Source organism: Robertmurraya dakarensis (assembly GCF_900156875.1).
GTDB lineage: Bacteria > Bacillota > Bacilli > Bacillales > Cytobacillaceae > Robertmurraya > Robertmurraya dakarensis.
In genome coordinates, this window is the sequence record NZ_LT707409.1 from 401,420 (window position 1) to 421,221 (window position 19,802).

The window sequence follows — 19,802 nt, forward strand, 5'->3', positions numbered from 1 at the left end:
GCGTAATTTGTCTTTCTGGTGTACCTGGTACCTTTTTTTGTAAACACTCACATAAAAACACAGTCGAATGTTAAAATGTTGATATAATGGGTAATGGAAATAAGCTTTTAATGGTAACTTTAATAGGTATGAGAATTCATAGGGGGAGAATTTCCCTTTAATGCACTGAGAGTAGGCTAAAGGAGCAGATTTAAGTGGAGAAATTCCCGTTAACTTCTCTAAAAAAGACCAAATCCAAGGATTTGGATCATATAACTGGAAAAACTCCCTCTATTTTTAGGGAAATATGAGTATTTCCTAATTTAAAGGGAATTTTTCCGTCTATTTTCAAACACAATAAAATCACTATTCAGTTTTAACAGAGTAATAACTTTGTCAGAGAATTTGATTCATTAAGAGGGGAAAAAATGCTGCCTTACACACTTTGTTTAATAAAATATCGCAATAACATACTTCTTTTAAATAGAAATAAAGCACCAAACATGGGGCTGTGGAATGGTGTTGGAGGGAAAATTGAACAGAATGAATCTCCATTCGAGGGAGTCATAAGAGAAGCTTATGAGGAAACGGGAATTTTGCTTGAAAAAGTAATATACTCCGGAAACGTCATCTGGCAAAGCAATAGAGGGGATTCCGGAATGTATGTATTTATGGCTGAATTACCATCTGTACCAAGTATGAATACTCCTTGTCAGGTAGAAGAAGGAATACTTGCTTGGAAAGATATCGATTGGATTTTAGAACCTAATAATAAAGGTGTCGTCAGCAATATGAAACACTATCTGCCCAAGATCCTAGCTGGCCATCATGAGTTAGAGCACAGATTTATTTATGAAAATGGGGAAATGGTCCACTATGAAGCCGCAAATCTCGAAGTGAGTATAAGAGAAAGCAAGATGTCTAGTAAGCTATGAAAAAGAGTGATCATTCACTCTTTTTTTATGGGGATTCAAAAAAGGGCATATTGATATTCTTTATTTTCTAAATAGTTTGACAAATGTTAAAGTAACTGCTAAAGTAATTTAAGCACTTTTTTTAGTAAAAGAAAAATAACCGGAAATGGGAGGGTGAATGGAGATGGATTTAAACGGGAAGGTTGCGCTTGTGACAGGATCTGCTACAGGAATTGGCCGTGCAGTCGCACTTGATTTAGCTAGATTAGGAGCTTCTATTACGATTAATTATTCTAGGTCAGAAGAGGATGCAAGAAAAACTGCTGACGAGGTTAGGGAATTGGGTGTGGAGGCACTTGTTTACAAAGCTGATGTGAAAGATGATCAGCAAGTTCGCAGTATGGTTGAAGAAACAATCAATAAATTTGGCAGACTTGACTATCTCGTTAATAGTGCGGGAACCACTACTTTTATTCCTCATCAGAACCTAGATGAACTAAAAGAAGAACATTGGGATCAAGTGATGGATGTGAATGTAAAAGGAATCTTTTTTACTTGTCGTGCAGCAGCCGATGAACTAAGAAAAAACAAAGGCTGTATCATTAATATCACCTCGGTAGCAGGATTAGTTGGCGGTGGAAGTTCGATCGCATATGGGGCTTCAAAAGCTGCTGCTATCAGTCTAACAAAATCACTTTCCCGCGTATTAGCACCAGAAGTGCGGGTCAATAGCGTAGCACCAGGGGTTGTGTTAACAAGGTGGATGGATGGGAAAGAGGAATTTGCAAAAAAACTTTCTAAGGGAACCCCTCTAGGCAGAGCTGCCTATGCAGAAGATGTATCAGAAGTGGTTGTGTCTTTAATAACGGGCGCAAACTTTGTAACAGGCCAGAATATTGTCGTGGATGGCGGGCATTACATATAAAACTATTAACGCTTAAGGAGTGAACAGAGTTGGCTGTATCATTACAAAATTTAATTGGAAAGAAATTAGATGAGTACACCTTTAAGTTGGAAGCTGTAAAAGTAAGAGAGCTTGCCCAAGCAATTGGCGATGTAAAAGAGGAATATCTAACGGGTGAAAAGTTATTGCCAACATTCCCTACGATTATCGAGTATTGGGGAGGGGGCTTTGAAGGCTGGTTTGAGCTGGGGATTAATGCGAAAAAGGTCCTTCATGGTGAGCAGGAATATGAATATATCGGAACGATTAAAGCGGGTGATACTCTTACTGTTCGTTCAATAGTGGAAGATGCTTACACAAAGTCCGCTATGAACTTTATTATTCTTAAGAAAGAGTATATCAATGAAAAAGGCGAACTTGTGTTGAGGTCGCGTTCAACCATTATTGAAAGACATTAGGAGGCTCAAGGAAGGTTGAGCGAACAACGCCAACGGCTTCTTAGTGTTTATGAGCTTAATAGTTTCATCTAAAAATAGTAAAGGAACCGACCATTTTCGTTGGTTCCTATTTTTTCGTTTGCCAAAACGCCTATATTTCAAATTCATTCTTCCGTTCTTTGAAAAAATCATAGAAAAATCTTACATTATCAAGTTCAGTCCATTTATCTGTTCTCAAAAGGGGAGCATCCAGATTATAAATCTTTGCATGCAGTGTTCCCAGCATAAATGGAGAATGGGTCGCGATAATAAACTGACAGTTAAAGAATCTTGCCAGTTCATTGATTTCTTTTGATAAGATAATTTGGTTTGCAGGGGAAAGAGATGTTTCAGGTTCATCCAGCAAGTATAAGCCATCTGGCGCAAGATATTCATCAAAAAGTTGCATGGATGTCTCTCCGTTAGAATACTTCTCATTGGCAAACTTCATAATTTCAATTTGTTTGTACATCTGGTAAGAGTGTTTCAACTCTTCCAGCTGTTCTTTCGTATAGCCCAGCTTAGCGTGCTGATACAAGTAACCTTCCTTAAGAACGGCTTCCTGCTGAACCTTCTTAATCTCATATAATATGTCTTCGCTTTTGATGTACATACTATTACGCGGTATTTGATTGCACTCCCCCTCACTATTCGATTGACCTAGCTGGTATGTACAATCTTGCAGGAAATCCTGAGGGTAATCGTTAGTAAGGCTCTCAGCTCCTTTAATATCCAGCTTGTTGGCAATAAAATTTAGCAGCGTCGACTTGCCGGAACCGTTGTTCCCATACAAAACGGTAATGTTATGAAACACAAATACCTCTCCCGTTACATTTTTGAACACATTGTATGGATAGGCATTTGGGTTTTTCACTGTATGAGGGGAAAGTTTGAAGCTTTTTAAATAAATCATCAGGTTAAACCTTCCTTTGAAAAAAATGAATAGATACCTCATTTTACCATGGTTGCAGAAATAAGCTAATGAAGCATATCATGATAGGAGAAGTTTAAGGAGACTCATCATATAAAAGGGCGCTCACTCGAATGTAAGAGTTTAAAAAGGAGGAATTCACTTGAGATGCGGCAGCAAATGCTTTCTTGTTGAGATGGAGGTATTGGGAGAAAAAAGGACTCAGCCAGTGATCGCCAGAACACCCGCAGAGGCTAGAAAGAAGATTCGCCTTCAATACGATGCAGAAGTGCAGGTTTTATCTGTTAGAGAAGAGAAAAATAAATCTAGATAATGACAATTTTAAAAGGAGCATCGGGTGGATGCCCCATTTTTTAAATGAGTTTGGGAACGCAGCATTCAAGATTACTATAATTGGAAATCCGTTCGTTATACGTAAGAAGTGAGATCGAGAGGCGTGAAGCGATACCGTTCGTCGCACCACGTATTATCTAATTATCTATTTTAACATATCATAAATATTATAAAAATTTAATCATTGTAAATACTAAGCTAATCGTTTATATTTAAGATGGGTGAAGGTTAATTGCCTGAATCTGACAATTTTTTAAAAAAGTATAAAGTGAAGGTTAATGGACTCTAGATAGATGAAGCTAGATTTTAAGGCCAGTATAAGGATAGGGGAGTTTCTCCTATTTTTATGCTGGCTTTTTTATTATTTTATAATAGAGGGGAAAAATATGAATGTTTCGTTGATGTCGGTTGTAAACAAATGGAAAAAAGAAGAAGGTCTCCATATTTGTTACTTATTTAATAGAAAGAAATACATTGAATCTGTTGTTTCGTATATTATTTCCGGAATAAGAAATGAAGAAATGGTAGTGTTGGTTGAAAATGATAGAAATATTCTTCATATAAAAAATGAATTAGATAAGCAAATAAGTCAAGCACAGCTTGTTCATTTTCATTATATCAATAATTATGACTTTTACTGGTCGACGGGAGATTTTCATACACAAACCATACTACATTATTTTTCTCAAATTATTAATCCATTACTAGAAACTAGGAAGCCCATACGTACATGGGCCCATGTTGAGTGGGGGGATGAAAAGGAAGTGAACGATAAGATAGAGGATTATGAGAAGATAGCTCATACTTTAATTAAAGAAAAAGAGATCCTTTCAGTCTGCGCTTATGACATCAGCAAAGCTCCCAGTCACTGGCAGCCCATTCTAGCAAATTGTCATAGCGAAATGATCATTGAAGATGATTAATAGAATAGGGTGACTGCGACGGAAACCCATAGAGAAGACCGGTTCCCCCAGGAAACCGGCCTTCTTTCTTTATATAGGGAAAAGAAAGAGAAGAGGACAGGGGATTTTCATCTTTTTAAAATTTTAATAGAATCAAAAAAGCTGAAAAAGGTTGAAACTTTTCGTATGCCTCGTTGCCTCTAATTAGTGAGAGGAGGGAGTAATGACAAAATGAAACATGATCTTCATACTGTGAAAAAAGCGATCAAGGGGGACGCTGAAGCTTTTGAAGAATTGCTTTTTAAAGAAGAAAAGATGCTCTATTATAAGGCGCTTTCTTACGTTGGTAAAAAAGAAGATGCCTTGGATGCTATTCAGGAAACGGCGTACCATGCATTCATGGCAATCGGGAAGTTGCGAAATCCGGAGTATTTTTCAACTTGGCTGTTTCGAATTTTAATCCGTGAATGTTATCGGCTGTTAAGAGAACGAGATCAATTGATTCCTTATGAGGAAAGCGAGTTGCTGAAGAGATTAGACCACAAAGCGGACGAAGAAATTGATTCTTTTCACTTGAAAGAGGCGCTATCAAGGCTAAATTCATCCTATCAAACAGCGATCATCTTATTTTACTATCATGATCTTTCGATTAACGATATTTCCGAAGTAATGGAGAAGCCGGTTAGTACCGTGAAGACAAATTTACGCCGGGCGAGGAAAAAATTGAAAAGTGAGTTAGAAAGGAGTTATCCATTAAATGAAAAAGCCACATGATCCTTATGGAGAGTTTCCACAAGACCAAGTTCGTTCAGCTATTTCTTCGGGAATCGTTAAAGCGAAGGAGCAATTAGAACCGCCTCGTTATACTAAAACCACTAGAAAAAGAAAAATGGTCTATGCTTTGTGCAGTGTGGCAGCCTTATTTGCCATCGTGATCTGTTCTTCCTATTATTCACCAGCTGTGGCTAGCAGTTTGTCCCGGATACCAATTATCGGTTCTGTTTTCGGGAATTCTGATCTGATCAGCCTGCAAAAAGCTCAAAAAAGCGGGTTAACGAGTCAGATAGGAGAGACACAGACAGTAAATGGGATCTCCGTTACACTCGATGAAATCCTATACGATCAAAATAATATTACCATCGGTCTGTTCATTGAATCGGATAAGGAACTTGATCAGTTTTATTTTGGTGCTGGCATGGATTTTACGATTAATGGGAAGACTCCTGCTGGATCGACAGGGACCTATGGGGAAGAGATCCTTTCGGCTAATACTCGGACTGCCATTCAAGAAATCAATGTGACCGAAGAGCTGCCAGAGGAGTTTCAACTGGGATTAACGCTGCATGGTGAAAAGGGGGAAACATGGCATTTCTCAACTCCAGTTGAAAAAATCTCCGAGATTCATAAAATTCCTGTTCAACATTCACAGGATGTAGATGGTGTGCACATAACTGTAACAGAAATGTCCATTAGTGAAACAGGATTAGGCATAGCTTATGAGAGTTATGAAGAAGAAACAGATTTTGAGATAAGCCGCGGCGGAAACATCGAGTTTTTGGTGGTGGATCAAGATGGAAATGAAATTACAGGCCGCTCGGGTGGAGTTGCTGGTGAAAGAGTCAAAGATATCATCGTGTACAAGAGTAATAAGCAGTTTGACCCTATTGATGATCATGTTACAGAGTTGACGATCACTCCTTATGTAGTCATTCCTTCGGCTGGGGGAAGAGTAGAAATCGACGAAAATGGCAAAGAAACAGAGTTAGAATACAAAGGAAATACCATAAAACCGATCGAGTTTGAGTCTTTTAAAGTGAAACTACCACAATGAATTCAGGGGCGATTGTTCAATAAGAACGGTCGCCTTTGCTAAAATTTATTTTCTTTCAAACTAGCGCTATTTGAATGCTAACTTCCAATATAAAGAAACTTTCCTGGTCATTTATGTTAAAATTAATAAGTATTTCAAAAGATTCTAAAAATAATAAGTGTGATGGAATATGGTTAGCGTGGAAAGGGGAATTTATTTCTGTTAATTGTTATTGCGGCTTTATTTTTTGCGGGGATTACTTCTACTTCCTATCAACAATGGATTTTTTCCTTTATTGTATTACTGGGATTCGTTATTTTGTTGTTAATACATAAAAAGAAACGATTTATTATATCGTTACTGTTGTCGTTTCTCATGGGTTTTATATTATTTATGTTTTCTAATAATTTAGTTGAAACGTTAACCATTTCGAAAGAATTAAAGATTATTTTAAATCGTCTTTTTCTAGTTTGGATCATAGCAGGAGTTCTTATGAACTTTCTTTTCTTTAAAAAGAAGGTTTCCTGGTACAATAGTAAACCTGATTGGAAAAATCCTATCGTCTTACCATTTCATAGAGTTAATACATTTTGGTTTTGGATGATTGGTATAGTCGTTAATGTAATGGTTTACTTGTTTTTTATTGTTCAAAAAGATATAGAGTATATCCTATCGCTTATATTGTTTGGTTTATGTTTTTCCTTACTTAATGCTGTTTTTGAGGAAATTATTTGGAGAGGTATTATGCTTTCCGCTCTTAAGGAATTCACATCTACAGGATATGCTATTATTGTGACAAGTATTGGTTTCGGACTTCTCCATCTTTCAATTGGTTTTTCAATTTCTCTTAGTTTGTTGATTTCGGTCACAGGGGTCATTTATGCAGTAATTACACTTAAAACAAACAGCATCTATCCGGGGATTGTTTTTCATGTTGTCATTAATATGGGAATGGTACTAAGCGGGTTTATTATTTAATAAGAGATGACCTATTTATGTTGTATTGAGTGGCACTAACGGCGAATTCCATTTCAACTATCGGGTTCTTTTAAGGTGCAAAACAATAAATCGCGTTATTGTAAAATGTTGATTTCTGCAGTGTTTGAAAATAAGTGGAAAAATTCCTTTTAAATTGGGAAATACCCATATTTCCTAAACATTAAAGGGAGTTTTTCCCGTTATATGATCGGAATCCTTGGATTTTGCCTTTATTAGAGTGGATAAGCGGAAATTCTCCGCTTATTTTCTGCTTGTTAAGCCTACCCGATATACATTAGCGGGAAATTCTCCGCCTATGAATTCTTACCTATTTCTTTACCCATTACTATGCCGTTTTTTCACATTTTTCCTTCCGTAAAGATGCCCTTTTCCAAATTAATTCCTCTTTTGTTCAATATGGGCATTTGCTGATTGACATTCGGGGCAGAGTATCATAATCTAAATATGACAATATGAGTATACATTCATATATGCATGTATTATATATTATAGAGGGTGAAACGATGAGTGAAGAGCAGAAACATGAAGAGACGTTTCATAAAGGGCAGCATTTAGATGAAGAGACGTTATTTGTTGTCTCACAAACGTTTAAAGCGTTGAGTGATCCAACTAGAATTCGCATATTGAACTTTTTATGTACAGGGGAGCATTCTGTCAATGAAATTGCAGAGACGTTAAATTTAGGACAATCAACCGTCTCCCACCAATTGCGTTTTTTGAAAAATTTAAGATTGGTCAAATATAGAAGAGCGGGGACAACTCTGTATTATTCGGAAGATGACGAGCACATCATGAATCTTCTGAAGCAGGCGATTGATCATGCTGCACATCATTAATTGAGGGGGAACTAACAATGGGACACGATCATGGGCATGATCATACACATGGTGCAAATAAAAAGACGTTAATGATTAGTTTTATTATCATTACTGGCTATATGATTATTGAAGCAATTGGAGGATTCTTGACCAATAGCCTTGCGTTATTATCTGATGCAGGACATATGTTAAGTGACGCGATATCACTTGGAATTGCCTTATTGGCTTTTACACTTGGGGAAAAAGCGGCTAATTATAGTAAAACATATGGATATAAACGATTTGAGATTTTAGCAGCGGTCCTTAACGGGATTACGCTTGTATTAATTGCCATTTATATTTTTTATGAAGCTATCCAGCGTTTTCAAAATCCACCTGAGGTGGCTTCAACAGGCATGTTAATGATCGCTTCCATTGGTTTGCTCGTAAATATTTTTGTTGCATGGATTATGATGCGGGGCGGGGATGTAGAAGAGAACTTGAATATGCGAGGGGCATACTTGCATGTGATTAGCGATATGCTTGGTTCCATTGGTGCTATTATTGCTGCACTGCTCATCATATTCTTCGGCTGGGGCTGGGCTGATCCACTCGCTAGTGTCATTGTTGCGGCACTTGTATTACGCAGCGGCTACTTCGTTACGAAATCTGGGCTTCATGTACTAATGGAAGGGACACCGCAAAATGTAAATGTGGATGATGTGGTAGAAACAATCCAAAATACAAAAGGCATTCTGGGCGTTCACGATTTGCACGTTTGGTCAATTACAAGCGGGTTAAATGCACTATCCTGCCATGCGGTTGTTTCTGATTCCATGTCGGTTGCAGAAAGTGAAGTGATGCTGCGTCAAATCGAACATGATCTTGAACACCAAAACATTCATCATATGACGATCCAGTTAGAAACGTCTGCCCATCTGCATGACAACTCCATTTTGTGTAATGCGAAAGCTGAATCATCTGGACACCACCATCACCATCATCACCATTGATGCGTACTGTCATTCCGTTGAACTCCAAGTGCAGTCCTTGGTTAAGCAGGGATTGCACTTGTGTTTTTTGAGGAACGTTAGTGGAAGGATTAATAATCTTATGTTAAAAATAAACCATTTGGAGAGGTAAGAATGTTTTTACATAAAATAAATGATGACTTATCATTAAAATTAATAGAATTAAGTGATGGCGAGAGGGTATTCCAACTAACAGATCATTCAAGAAGTTATTTAAGAGAATGGCTGCCTTGGCTGGATTTCACCATGAAACTCGAAGATACTTTAGAGTTCATCAAAATCTGTTTAACAGGATATGCTGAAAAAAAGAGCTTAAATGCCGTTATTTTATTTAAAGGAGAAATTGTCGGAGTTGCAGGCTACAATAACATTAATCTGTCAAATAAAACGGCATATATCGGTTATTGGCTCGGTGAGGAATATCAAGGAAATGGAATCATGACTGAGGTGGCTAAAGCTTTGACTCATTATGCTTTTAATGAGTTGAACCTTAATAAAGTTGAGATTAGAGCGGCTGCTGGAAATAAGAAAAGCAGGAGTATTCCTGAAAGATTGAACTTTGTGAATGAAGGATGTATTAGACAAGCAGAATGGCTATATGACCATTATGTGGATCATGTGGTATATGGAATGCTGGCAGAAGAATGGTATGAAAAAAATCTACTTTGAAGTAGGTACCGACCTATTTTCAAGTCTAAACAACAAATGGAAGTGAGTACATATATGATGAGCAATGATAACCTTATAGAATTAAAAAATTTCTCAATAGGATTACCCCAAAGTATGAAGTATGGAAATGATAAAGAAATTGTTACAGGAATATGCAAGCAACCAACTGAAGAATCTTTTTTAACAAAAGAAGGATTTCGGGGGGATGGAGTTGGGGACTTGCGGTACCATGGAGGCCCAGATCGTGCTGTATGCGTATATCCTTATGAGCATTATTCACTTTGGGGAACAGAATTTAATCACACATTTTCACCTTCAACATTTGGAGAGAATTTAACTGTAACAAATATGCTGGAAAAAGACGTGAACATTGGGGATGTTTTTCAAGTCGGAGATGCTGTTATCCAAATAACGCAAGGCAGAATTCCATGCAGCACGATAACAAAGAGAACGAATACTCCTTCACTTTTAAAAAGAATGGTACAAACAGGCTTTACTGGTTATTTGTGCCGAGTGTTAGAAGAAGGGTATGTTCGAACTAATTCTAAAATTTCATTATTAGAGCCGCATCCAAAACAGGTAACCATTCTTTATGCCAATGAGATTTACTTCCATGACCAAAAGAATGTGGAAGGGATAAAAAAAGTGCTGGATGTCCAAGAATTGGCAGTAGAATGGCGAGAACCACTGGTAAATCGATTAAAAAAACTTGGTAGTCTTTCTTAAGATTCGTCTATATTAATATATTAAACTCCAACATTAGAGCGCAACTCGAAATAATTGCGTTCTTTTTTTGTAAACGGGTTTCCAAAAAACTGCTGAATATAAATCTACATCTAAAGCCGTATGGAAAATTCATCCTTTAAATGTATGTAAGGATTTCCATTAAATTGTTATATTTAAATTAGGCAGTAAAAATCACGAAAGAAAGTGGCTATTAAAATGGAAAATCTAAAAGGTACTAAGATAATGGCACTATTATGCTTTTTATTCGTCTTGTTTGTACCCACGGCTCAAGTTTCAGCAGAACAGCCTATTGAGGAAAAGCTCAACAACTATATAGAAAACTATTTAAAAGAATACCGTGTTCCTGGTGCATCAGTCGCCATTGTTCAAAATGGGAAGATTTTTTATACAAAATCTTGGGGTGTTACGGGAGAATCCGAGCAACCCGTAAACTCTGAAACTCCTTTTACGATAGGCTCCATCAGTAAATCATTAACCGGGTTAGGTATCATGAAACTAATAAATGAAAATGTGATAGAACTAGATGATCCTGTCCAAAAGTATATTCCTTGGTTTACTTTAGAAGATCAACAGGCATCGGCACAAATTACGATTAAACATTTACTGACTCATACAAGTGGGATTAGTACTTATGCCGGGTTAGCAATATCAGATAAAGAGTCTAATGATACTGACGCTATAAAGAATAATGTAAAAAGCTTATCAAATGTTAAGCTTACTGCACCAATTGGAGTAAAGCATCAATATAGTAATGCGAACTTTCTCATTCTTGGTGCTCTCATTGAAGAAGTGACAGATCAAAGTTTTGCTGAGTTTATGGAACAAAATGTGTTTGTTCCATTAGAGATGAAGAATGCAGGGGCTGATCGAGATTCTGCCTACAGCAAGGGATATTTAAGCGGCTATCAGTCATGGTTTGGGTACCCTCGAAAAAGTTCGGTTGCTTATGATAATAGTGGTGCTCCTTATGGATACATAACGGCAAGTGTAGAAGATATGATTCAATATATTAAATTTATAAGTAAACAAGATTTTAACCATTATTTAAATGAAGAAAACATGAATTTGTATGGTACTCCACATATTCAAACGGGAGAAGATCGATATTATGGTCTAGGAATAAGGATTTCAAATCCAGACTCTAAAGACGAAATGCTCTGGCATTCAGGTTCAACACCCGATTCGCATGCAGAACTGTTTTATCTTCCTGAAACGGACCTGGGTGGAGTAATTCTTACAAATAAAAATAATGTGCTGGAAGAAGAAGGACTGTACTATCTGAAATTTGGTATGATTAATATTTTAAACGGAAAGGAACCTGTAGACATTCCAGAAAATACTCCAACCATTCAATTAGTGACGATCTTATTTATCTGCTTACTTTTTGGATTGTTCATTTATTTAATGATGTCAGCCAAGTCAAATAAAATCTATATCTATAAGAAAGGCTTATTGCGTGTAGCAGGAGTTACTCTTTTTGGTTTTTCTATTGGCCTCATTCCACTGCTTATTTATAGCGTCAGGTCTCCATGGCATACAATCAGCGTGTTCTCACCTGATTTATCACTCCTAACCATCATAACAGCAGTGATTTTAGCGTTAAATGGTTTATTATCGATCAAAATATCATTTGAAAAATAGAAGAAAGATTGGTGATTACTGTACAAATGGTAAAGTTCTAGCATTTCTTTGTCATGAGAGATGCTATTTATTTTGCCGAAAATGGAATCTATGACAATAAAAATAATAATCAAGAACCCTTTAAGAAAAAAATAAAAAAGTTTTTTATAATAACTGTCACAAAACTCATTTATCTGGTGTCTTTATAGTGAAAGCTCTTAGAAGGGGGGAAGTGATGATGGAGGTGAGGGCGAAGTTGTCGGAAAACATCAGCAATCTGTCAGAAGAAGAAAGATTTCAGGATTTGTTTAAACAACATTATGCTCATGTTGTTCGAAAAGTACTGATCATTGTGAAAGAGCAATCCATCGCAGAAGATATTGCGCAAGAAGTATTTATTAAGTTATATCACACGGATCGGAACATAATTGACAATTTAACAGGCTGGCTGACAAAGGTTGCTGTTAATACTGCCTATAACCATATTCGAACTGAAAAACGCCATCATGCCCGCAAGGAAAAACAAGAAATCTATGAAACTGATTCTGTGGGATCAGTTGAAGATCGTTACATGAAACTTGAAGATATCCATGAAATACAGGAAACATTAATGAAATTATCTGAGAGAGATCGTGATATTCTGATCATGAAATTTTCTGGGTACAGTTACGAGGAAATTGCGGACAGCAAAGGGATAGAAAAAACGTCTATTGGAACGTTATTAGCCCGCGCGAAAAAACGTTTTAAAAGTTTTTACATAAAGGAAAGGAGAGAAGATACATGACTTGTCATGATATGGGTGTGCTGCAGGCTTATTTAGATGGAGAAGTAAGCCGTGAGGAGAAAAAGCAAATCATGAAGCACATAGAAAGTTGTCAAACTTGTCGTGATCACATCGATGAACTACAGAGCCTTCACTCTTTTTGCGAACAAACGTTAGAGGTGAAAGATGTAAAGATTGACACGGATCAGGCATGGGAGAGATTTGAAAAACGCCTTCAACAAACCGGAAATGTGAAAACGATCGAAACAAGAGAGGTAAAACCAGGAAAGGGATGGAGTACGTTGAAAACAAAAACAAAACGTTACCTAATATCAGGAGTTGCAGCAGCAGCGATTTTCAGCTCATTTGCGATTCCTCAAGTTCAAGTAGGAGCAAGCCAATTTTTATCATTATTCCGTGTCGATCAATTTGAAATGGTAAAGTTGACACAAAATGATATCCAGGAAATCGAGAGTTGGATGAGCGAAAATAAAGAAGGAGCTCTAGACCTAAAGGGTATCGGAAAAATGGAAATGTCAAAGACAACAGGTGAGCCAAAGTACTTTGACCAATATGAATCAGCAAAAGAAGCGGGTTACGAAGCACCTGAATTAGAAGGGTACGAGGTTGAGGAGGTAAGAGTAACTCCAGCGTCAACGATCACATTTACTCTAAATGTAGAAAAAACAAATCAATTATTAACTCAATTAGGTTCAGAACATCAATTCCAGGCATCATTAAATGAAAAACCATTTTCTGTAACCACCTATGAAGGCCTTAACGCAGATTACAAGCTGGATGACCAGCATATCTCCTATATGCGTACGAAATCTCCTGAAATCAACGTTCCAGAAGGAGTGTCTGTTGGGGAGTTAAGAGCAACAATGCTTTCTCTTCCATTTTTACCTGAAAATGTAAAGACACAGCTTGCAGGCATTGAAAATTTTGAAACAACATTGCCAATTCCTTATGTAGAAACAGAAGGATCTAAGGTGAGTGAAGTTCGTGTCGGCGATGCTCAAGGATTTACAGTAGAAGGCGAACAGGGATCCGTTATTGTTTGGCAGAAAAATGGCGATATTCATATGATTGCTTCTCAAAGTGGAATGGATCTAGATGAATTGACCCAATTAAGTTCTCAAATTAAGTAATATGAGAGGTTCAGGGCGATCTCATAGCGCTCTGAATTTTTCATTGTAAATATGGGGGAAGATGATGAACGTTATTCAGACGAATTCTTTAACAAAAACATACAACGGAAAAGGCGGCATTTCAGATGTGACGTTATCCGTTGGTGAGGGAATTGTATATGGCTTTTTAGGGCCGAATGGTTCTGGAAAAAGCACATTCGTTCGTACACTTCTTGGATTATTGCAGCCGACGAGCGGTGAAGGCTATATTCTCGGAGAACCAATTGGAACGACAAAATCACGGGAAAAAGTAGGCTATTTACCAGAGTTGTTTCGCTACCCGGATTGGCTGACAGGGAAGCAATTGTTAGAAGCTCATGCTGAGTTATGTAAAATACCAGTCAGGCAGCGGAAAAAACGGATTGAAGAAGTAGTAGAGCTGGTAGGCATGACGGGAAGAGAAAAAGGACGGATTAGCGGTTTTTCCAAGGGGATGTCGCAGAGGATTGGTCTTGCATGTGCGATTTTAAATGATCCGAAGGTCGTTTTTCTTGACGAGCCCACGTCTGCATTGGATCCTATTGGGCGCAAAGATGTGAGGGATCTTATGCTTTATCTTCGAGATCAAGGAAAAACCGTTTTTTTAAATAGCCATTTGTTGTATGAAGTAGAATCTGTTTGTGATCATGTGTCCATTGTTCATCAAGGGGATATGATTGTTCAAGGACCGTGGCGGGAATTGATGATGATTGAAGCACAGATTGAGATTGTAACAGATCAACCAATAAGTGTGCCGATGCCAACATTTGTCACACATGTTGAAAAAATAAAAGAGGAAGAAGCACGAACGAGGTGGGGGATCCAGCTTGAAAACGAAGATGATATTCCGAAAATCATTCAGTATTTATCTTCAAATGGGATTGCTCTCTATGAAGTAAAACCGATCACACCTCACTTAGAGGATGTTTTCATGCATTGGGTGAATCAGAAAAAGGAGAGCGCTTATGTGGACCATTAGTAAATTAACTTTTAAAGAAATCATCTCGAAGCGGATTTTTCTAATCACGATCATCATGACGCTTGTTTTTCTAGCATTATATGGAACGGCGATTTATTTTGCTGGAAAGGAAGGTACACAGGTTGGGCCAAATGGTGTTCAAGGAACTGAAACCATTTTAGTTCAGCAGTTTATCTCTTCACAACTTCTTGGAGTGGGCCTTTACTTTTCGTCTTTTATTACAGCTTTGCTTGCGATATTGTCTAGTGTTAGTGCGATTTCAGGGGAAGTGTCGAGTCATCAAATCGATACCTGGCTGATGCGCCCGATTTCCAGAGCCCAATTTGTATGGGGGAAGTTTGTCGGCTTAGCTCTGATCATGATCGCCTATGCCGTTGTCCTGTTTTTTAGTATTATCCTTCTTCATCAAGGGATTGGGAAGGAATGGATGGAATTGGACATCCAACCCATGCAGATGATCAAAGCTGTAAGTGTTTTTGTGATTCAGCCATTCGTTTTAATCGCGTTCGGATTATTATTAAGCACAAGAATGACTACTTTAAATGCAGGGATTGTTTCAATCGTCCTGTATGGCGCGGCGTTTATTGGGGGCTTTATTGAACAATTCGGAGCACTGATCGAGAAAGCGGCGCTAGTCAATATCGGGGTGATCACGAGTCTTATTTTTCCAATTGATTCAATGTATCGAAAAATGACCATGATCTTATTTGATTCTATCGATAATCCGCTTTCACTCGCACAAGGCGGGATGTTCACGAGTGTCTCTAACCCTAGTAATGTAATGGTTTGGTATGCGGTGGTCTATGGAATCGTTGTCGTGTTTCTTTCTATTTATAGTTTTAAGAAGCGTGATGTATAATTTCTTGGATATAGCTTCTGGTGATTTTTAAGTTAGGCAGGGTACTACCAACAATAGTAAAATAAAATATTCAGAAACCGGGCGCTCTTCTTAAGTAGAAGGGCGTCTTCTTCTTTGTTTTACAACGATCTGGAGTAATTATGGATTTATTTACTACCTTATTGGAGATTAACTATGAAGTAATCCGCAAACATTAAAACTAACCACATTTGGATTATTCATGAAGGAGGATTGATGATGGAAACAACGAGCTATAAAGGCACAGATAAAATGATTACAGGGATTGTCTTCGGAGTTATTTCATTTTGGTTATTCGCTCAATCAGTGGTGAATGTGGTTCCTGCTGTTCAAGAAGATTTAGGTATTTCACTTGGTACACTAAACATTGCGATCGGATTAAGTGCATTATTCTCAGGATTATTCATTGTTGCTGCCGGGGGATTAGCAGACAAAATTGGTCGAAAAAAAATGACATATGTCGGGCTGATTTTAAGCGTCGCAGGTTCCCTATGCCTAGTGTTAGCACAAGGATCTGTATTGCTAATTATCGGCCGTGTTCTTCAAGGATTATCAGCAGCATGTATTATGCCTGCAACGATTGCATTAATGAAAGCTTATTTTGAAGGTGCAGAACGTCAACGTGCCCTAAGTTTTTGGTCGATCGGATCTTGGGGCGGATCAGGGGCTGCTTCCTTCGCAGGTGGTGCAATCGCAACCTACTTGGGCTGGAGGTGGATATTCATTTTTTGTATTATATTCTCCTTACTTGGTATGTGGCTGATTAAAGATACACCGGAAAGTAAAGGGGAATCAAGTGGTGCATTTAAGTTTGACTACACTGGTTTACTTGTTTTTATAATTACCATGGTTGCATTGAATATCTTTATAACTTACGGGGCCGATTTAGGCTGTACAAGTCCGATATCCATCATCCTTGCTATTGTGACTATTATTGGAGCGATTCTCTTCTTCAAAATTGAGACAAAAAAAGAGATTGTGTTAATTGATTTTGCGCTATTTAAAAATAAACCCTATTCCGGGGCAACGATCTCTAATTTCTTGTTAAATGCGATAGCTGGTTGTAACCATTAAAGGTTCGAAACCAGGTAAAACCATTGCCATCCGTGCTGATTTTGACGCATTGCCAATCAAGGAAGAAACGGGTCTGCCTTTTGCATCAAAAAACGAGGGTGTTATGCATGCTTGCGGTCATGATGGTCATACGGCCTACATGTTGGTATTAGCGCAGGTCTTAGCTGAGGTGAAAGATCAATTAAAAGGCACGATTAAAGTCATTCATCAACCAGCAGAAGAGACCCCTCCGGGTGGTGCAATCGGCATGATTAAAGCTGGAGTCCTTGATGGAGTAGATGCCATCATTGGAATCCATGTAATGAGTAATATGAAAACAGGTCATATTTATTACAGAAGCGGGAATACCCAAACAGGAAGGTCATACTTTAAATTAGTTGTTCAAGGTAAGGGTGGTCATGGCTCCTCACCTCATTTAGCAAACGATGCGATTGTGGCAGCAAGTTCATTTGTGATGAATTTACAAACGATTGTTAGCCGCCGTATCAACCCATTTGATGCAGCTTCGGTTACTATTGGTAATTTTGATGGCAAAGGCAGCTTCAATGTCATTAAAGATGCCGTGACCGTTGAAGGAGATGTACGAACCATGTCTCCCGAGACGCGGGAAATCGTAGAAAATGGGGTGCGGGCCTTTGCGGAAGGATTGGAAACATCGTATGGAGTAACATCTAAACTTGAGTATAAGAATGACTATCCTGTTCTATATAATGATCCGGAAGTAACGGAACAGGTACGGCAAGCTTTGGAAGCGGCATCGATTCCAGAAGTAGAAGAAGTTTTGGAAACAGCGCCGCAGCCTCCTTCAGAAGATTTTGCTTATTATCTTGAAAAAGTACCAGGGTGTTTTTTCTATGTCGGGGCTAGCCCCGAGTCAGGTGAAGCATACCCACATCATCACCCTAAATTTGACATCAATGAAAAAAGTCTGATCATTAGTGCTAAAGCGATGGCTACTGTTGTAGCTTCATTCTGTGATGGCAGTGAAACTTAAATTGGTTTCCAATTTAAAAAATTCCAGGTGCCTGGCACCCGGAATTTTTTTGAGTATTATTTAACTTATTATGAACTCTGTTTATATTTTTCTTTCTCAATATCTTTTCTTTTTGCTTTTTTTTCTATATCATGTCTCGCTGCCTTGTAGAAGGATGCACCCATCAACAGCATGACAACGGAAAACGGCAGTGCAGCAATAATTAACATATTCTGAAGTCCTTGTGTACCTCCGAAATAAACAATAATCGCTGCCATGGCCGACATAGCGAGGCCCCATAAAATTTTCACAGAATTAGCAGGGTTGATAGATCCGCCTGTACTTAGCATTCCTAGTACAAAGGTTGCTGAGTCTGCTGAAGTAATGAAAAAAATGGCAATGACGACTATGGTTAGAAGAGACATGAATTCTCCTAATGGATAATTTTGCAGGACTCCAAACGTGGTTGTTTCAAGGGAGTAGTTTGAAATTAAAGCAATTCCGTTTTGCTCGAGATTCAATGCGGAAACCCCAAAAACAGCAAAAAAGATAAAGCATACTAAAGCTGGGACAAAAAGTACACCTAACAGAAATTCCTTTATGGTACGTCCTTTGGAAATTCTGGCAATGAAAATTCCCACAAAAGGCGCCCACGAAATCCACCATGCCCAGTAAAAGATGGTCCAATTGTCAATCCATGTACGGCCTTGTTCGTTTAGTGGAGACATGCGAAAACTCATATCAAAAAAGTTAGCGATGTAACTTCCAAGTGTGTTTGTAAACATGTTTAAGATGTATAAAGTAGGTCCTACAATAAAAAGGATGATTAATAGAAGAAATCCAAGACCCATATTGGCATTACTTAAATATTTGATTCCTTTTCCTATACCAGACCAAGCAGAGGCTATGAATAGAACAGTGGAAATAGCTAAAATTAATAATTGCATTCCAAAGTTTTGCGGTGTATCGAAAAGATAAGCTAACCCGCCGTTGATTTGTGCAGATCCAAAGCCAAGTGTTGACGCCACACCTACCACTGTTGCAAAGACTGCCAATGTATCGATTAATTTCCCTGGCATCCCACGCATACTTTTTTCTCCAAAAATTGGGATTAGGGTAGCACTGATTAATCCAGGAAGATCTTTACGGAATTTAAAGTACGCTAATGCAAGCGCTACCACTCCATATACGGCCCAAGCATGAATTCCCCAATGGAAAAAAGAATACTGAAGGGACTCTTTAAGTGCCTCGTTCGAACCTGCTTCAGCACCTGGGGGACTTTTAAATGCATGGGAAATCGGTTCTGCCGTCGTCCAAAAAACCAATCCCATCCCCATTCCTGCACTAAACAACATAGCAAACCATGATGGTAAACTAAATTCCGGATGGTCACTTTCTTTACCTAGTTTAATTCTTCCAAAGCGTGAAAAAATTAAGTAGATACAGAAAGCCAAGAGTATCATAATAATCAACAAGTAGTACCATCCAAATGCTTCGGAGATATATTTCGTTACATTGGAAGTTATAGCTTGCAGTTGTGTTGGGGCTATTACACCCCAAATGACCAGTACTGCACAAATGGAAAGTGAGTACCAAAATACTGAACTTACATTCTTCACATTTTCACCTCAAATAAAATTTTTTACTAAGCCATTATCTCTTAATCTAGCTTAGGTTTCAATCATGCCCATAGGAAATACGAAGACTGAATCAACAGGGAGTTGAAAATAAAGATTTATAGAGTAATATTTTGGTGAAAATCTGTCGACATTTCTTGATCATTTAAAATTTAAGCCATCTTCGATATTATAATACCCATTGAGCTAAGTTTCGAAACGATAGTTTTTTTCCTTAT

19 protein-coding genes and 2 pseudogenes are annotated in these 19,802 nt (G+C 37.9%); 19 read left to right on the forward strand and 2 right to left on the reverse strand.

Annotation, left to right across the window (positions count from 1 at the left end; all coding sequences use genetic code 11):
* Positions 1-407 precede the first annotated feature (407 nt).
* The 3 genes from CZ487_RS11155 (at position 408) to CZ487_RS11165 (ending at position 2,255) form a co-directional block, all read left to right on the forward strand.
* Positions 408-914 carry an NUDIX hydrolase gene (locus tag CZ487_RS11155; protein ID WP_077212244.1) on the forward strand — a complete coding sequence of 169 codons (507 nt, stop codon included), beginning with the start codon at positions 408-410 and terminating at the stop codon, positions 912-914.
* Between the two features lie 157 nt (positions 915-1,071).
* Positions 1,072-1,818 (forward strand): SDR family NAD(P)-dependent oxidoreductase, encoded by a 747-nt coding sequence (locus CZ487_RS11160; RefSeq protein ID WP_237562864.1) that lies wholly within the window; start codon positions 1,072-1,074, stop codon positions 1,816-1,818.
* Between the two features lie 29 nt (positions 1,819-1,847).
* Positions 1,848-2,255: an FAS1-like dehydratase domain-containing protein gene (locus CZ487_RS11165; RefSeq protein ID WP_077212245.1), complete on the forward strand. Its 408-nt coding sequence runs from the start codon at positions 1,848-1,850 to the stop codon at positions 2,253-2,255.
* Positions 2,256-2,385: 130 nt separating this feature from the next.
* On the opposite strand, the gene CZ487_RS11170 is transcribed toward CZ487_RS11165, so the two are convergent.
* Positions 2,386-3,186, reverse strand: a complete 801-nt coding sequence (locus tag CZ487_RS11170; RefSeq protein WP_077212246.1) for an AAA family ATPase — start codon at positions 3,184-3,186, stop codon at positions 2,386-2,388.
* A gap of 160 nt (positions 3,187-3,346) precedes the next feature.
* Here CZ487_RS11170 and CZ487_RS27145 point away from each other — a divergent pair, with 160 nt between their 5' ends.
* From CZ487_RS27145 to CZ487_RS11245, 16 genes and pseudogenes are all read left to right on the forward strand, one after another.
* The gene (locus CZ487_RS27145) at positions 3,347-3,517 is read left to right on the forward strand and encodes a hypothetical protein (RefSeq protein ID WP_202617827.1); all 171 of its coding nucleotides are present in this window, start codon (positions 3,347-3,349) and stop codon (positions 3,515-3,517) included.
* 406 nt (positions 3,518-3,923) lie between these two features.
* Entirely contained in the window at positions 3,924-4,460 is a 537-nt protein-coding gene (locus CZ487_RS11175) for an MEDS domain-containing protein (RefSeq protein WP_077212247.1), read from the forward strand.
* A 210-nt stretch (positions 4,461-4,670) separates the two neighbouring features.
* Complete coding sequence (locus CZ487_RS11180; RefSeq protein WP_077212248.1) at positions 4,671-5,213, forward strand: sigma-70 family RNA polymerase sigma factor; 543 nt, start codon at positions 4,671-4,673, stop codon at positions 5,211-5,213.
* On the forward strand, positions 5,197-6,270 hold the full coding sequence (locus CZ487_RS11185; RefSeq protein ID WP_077212249.1) for a DUF4179 domain-containing protein: 1,074 nt from the start codon (positions 5,197-5,199) through the stop codon (positions 6,268-6,270). The genes CZ487_RS11180 and CZ487_RS11185 overlap by 17 nt, the downstream gene beginning before the upstream one ends.
* Positions 6,271-6,642: 372 nt before the next feature.
* Complete coding sequence (locus tag CZ487_RS11190) at positions 6,643-7,227, forward strand: CPBP family intramembrane glutamic endopeptidase (RefSeq protein WP_077212250.1); 585 nt, start codon at positions 6,643-6,645, stop codon at positions 7,225-7,227.
* Between the two features lie 524 nt (positions 7,228-7,751).
* On the forward strand, positions 7,752-8,084 hold the full coding sequence (locus CZ487_RS11195; RefSeq protein WP_077212251.1) for an ArsR/SmtB family transcription factor: 333 nt from the start codon (positions 7,752-7,754) through the stop codon (positions 8,082-8,084).
* Positions 8,085-8,101: 17 nt separating this feature from the next.
* The gene (locus CZ487_RS11200) at positions 8,102-9,058 is read left to right on the forward strand and encodes a cation diffusion facilitator family transporter (protein WP_077212252.1); all 957 of its coding nucleotides are present in this window, start codon (positions 8,102-8,104) and stop codon (positions 9,056-9,058) included.
* Positions 9,059-9,190: 132 nt separating this feature from the next.
* Entirely contained in the window at positions 9,191-9,745 is a 555-nt protein-coding gene (locus CZ487_RS11205) for a GNAT family N-acetyltransferase (protein WP_077212253.1), read from the forward strand.
* A gap of 114 nt (positions 9,746-9,859) precedes the next feature.
* A complete protein-coding gene (locus CZ487_RS11210) occupies positions 9,860-10,471 on the forward strand; it encodes an MOSC domain-containing protein (protein ID WP_419865716.1) in 612 nt (203 codons plus the stop codon).
* A gap of 216 nt (positions 10,472-10,687) precedes the next feature.
* Positions 10,688-12,133: a serine hydrolase domain-containing protein gene (locus tag CZ487_RS11215; RefSeq protein WP_077212254.1), complete on the forward strand. Its 1,446-nt coding sequence runs from the start codon at positions 10,688-10,690 to the stop codon at positions 12,131-12,133.
* A gap of 214 nt (positions 12,134-12,347) precedes the next feature.
* Positions 12,348-12,896 (forward strand): RNA polymerase sigma factor SigX, encoded by a 549-nt coding sequence (locus tag CZ487_RS11220; RefSeq protein ID WP_237562865.1) that lies wholly within the window; start codon positions 12,348-12,350, stop codon positions 12,894-12,896.
* Positions 12,893-14,026 carry an anti-sigma factor family protein gene (locus CZ487_RS11225; RefSeq protein ID WP_077212256.1) on the forward strand — a complete coding sequence of 378 codons (1,134 nt, stop codon included), beginning with the start codon at positions 12,893-12,895 and terminating at the stop codon, positions 14,024-14,026. The genes CZ487_RS11220 and CZ487_RS11225 overlap by 4 nt, the downstream gene beginning before the upstream one ends.
* Before the next feature lie 61 nt (positions 14,027-14,087).
* Positions 14,088-15,023: an ABC transporter ATP-binding protein gene (locus CZ487_RS11230; protein WP_077212257.1), complete on the forward strand. Its 936-nt coding sequence runs from the start codon at positions 14,088-14,090 to the stop codon at positions 15,021-15,023.
* Positions 15,010-15,882, forward strand: coding sequence for an ABC transporter permease subunit (locus tag CZ487_RS11235; protein ID WP_077212258.1), 873 nt, complete (start codon positions 15,010-15,012; stop codon positions 15,880-15,882). The genes CZ487_RS11230 and CZ487_RS11235 overlap by 14 nt, the downstream gene beginning before the upstream one ends.
* A gap of 237 nt (positions 15,883-16,119) precedes the next feature.
* A pseudogene (locus CZ487_RS11240) lies at positions 16,120-16,962 on the forward strand (MFS transporter); the annotation flags it as partial.
* A pseudogene (locus tag CZ487_RS11245) lies at positions 16,958-17,968 on the forward strand (amidohydrolase); the annotation flags it as partial. The pseudogenes CZ487_RS11240 and CZ487_RS11245, both read left to right, overlap by 5 nt.
* A gap of 68 nt (positions 17,969-18,036) precedes the next feature.
* Here the strand turns inward: CZ487_RS11245 and CZ487_RS11250 are convergent.
* The gene (locus tag CZ487_RS11250) at positions 18,037-19,566 is read right to left on the reverse strand and encodes a glycine betaine uptake BCCT transporter (RefSeq protein WP_077212260.1); all 1,530 of its coding nucleotides are present in this window, start codon (positions 19,564-19,566) and stop codon (positions 18,037-18,039) included.
* Positions 19,567-19,802 lie beyond the last annotated feature (236 nt).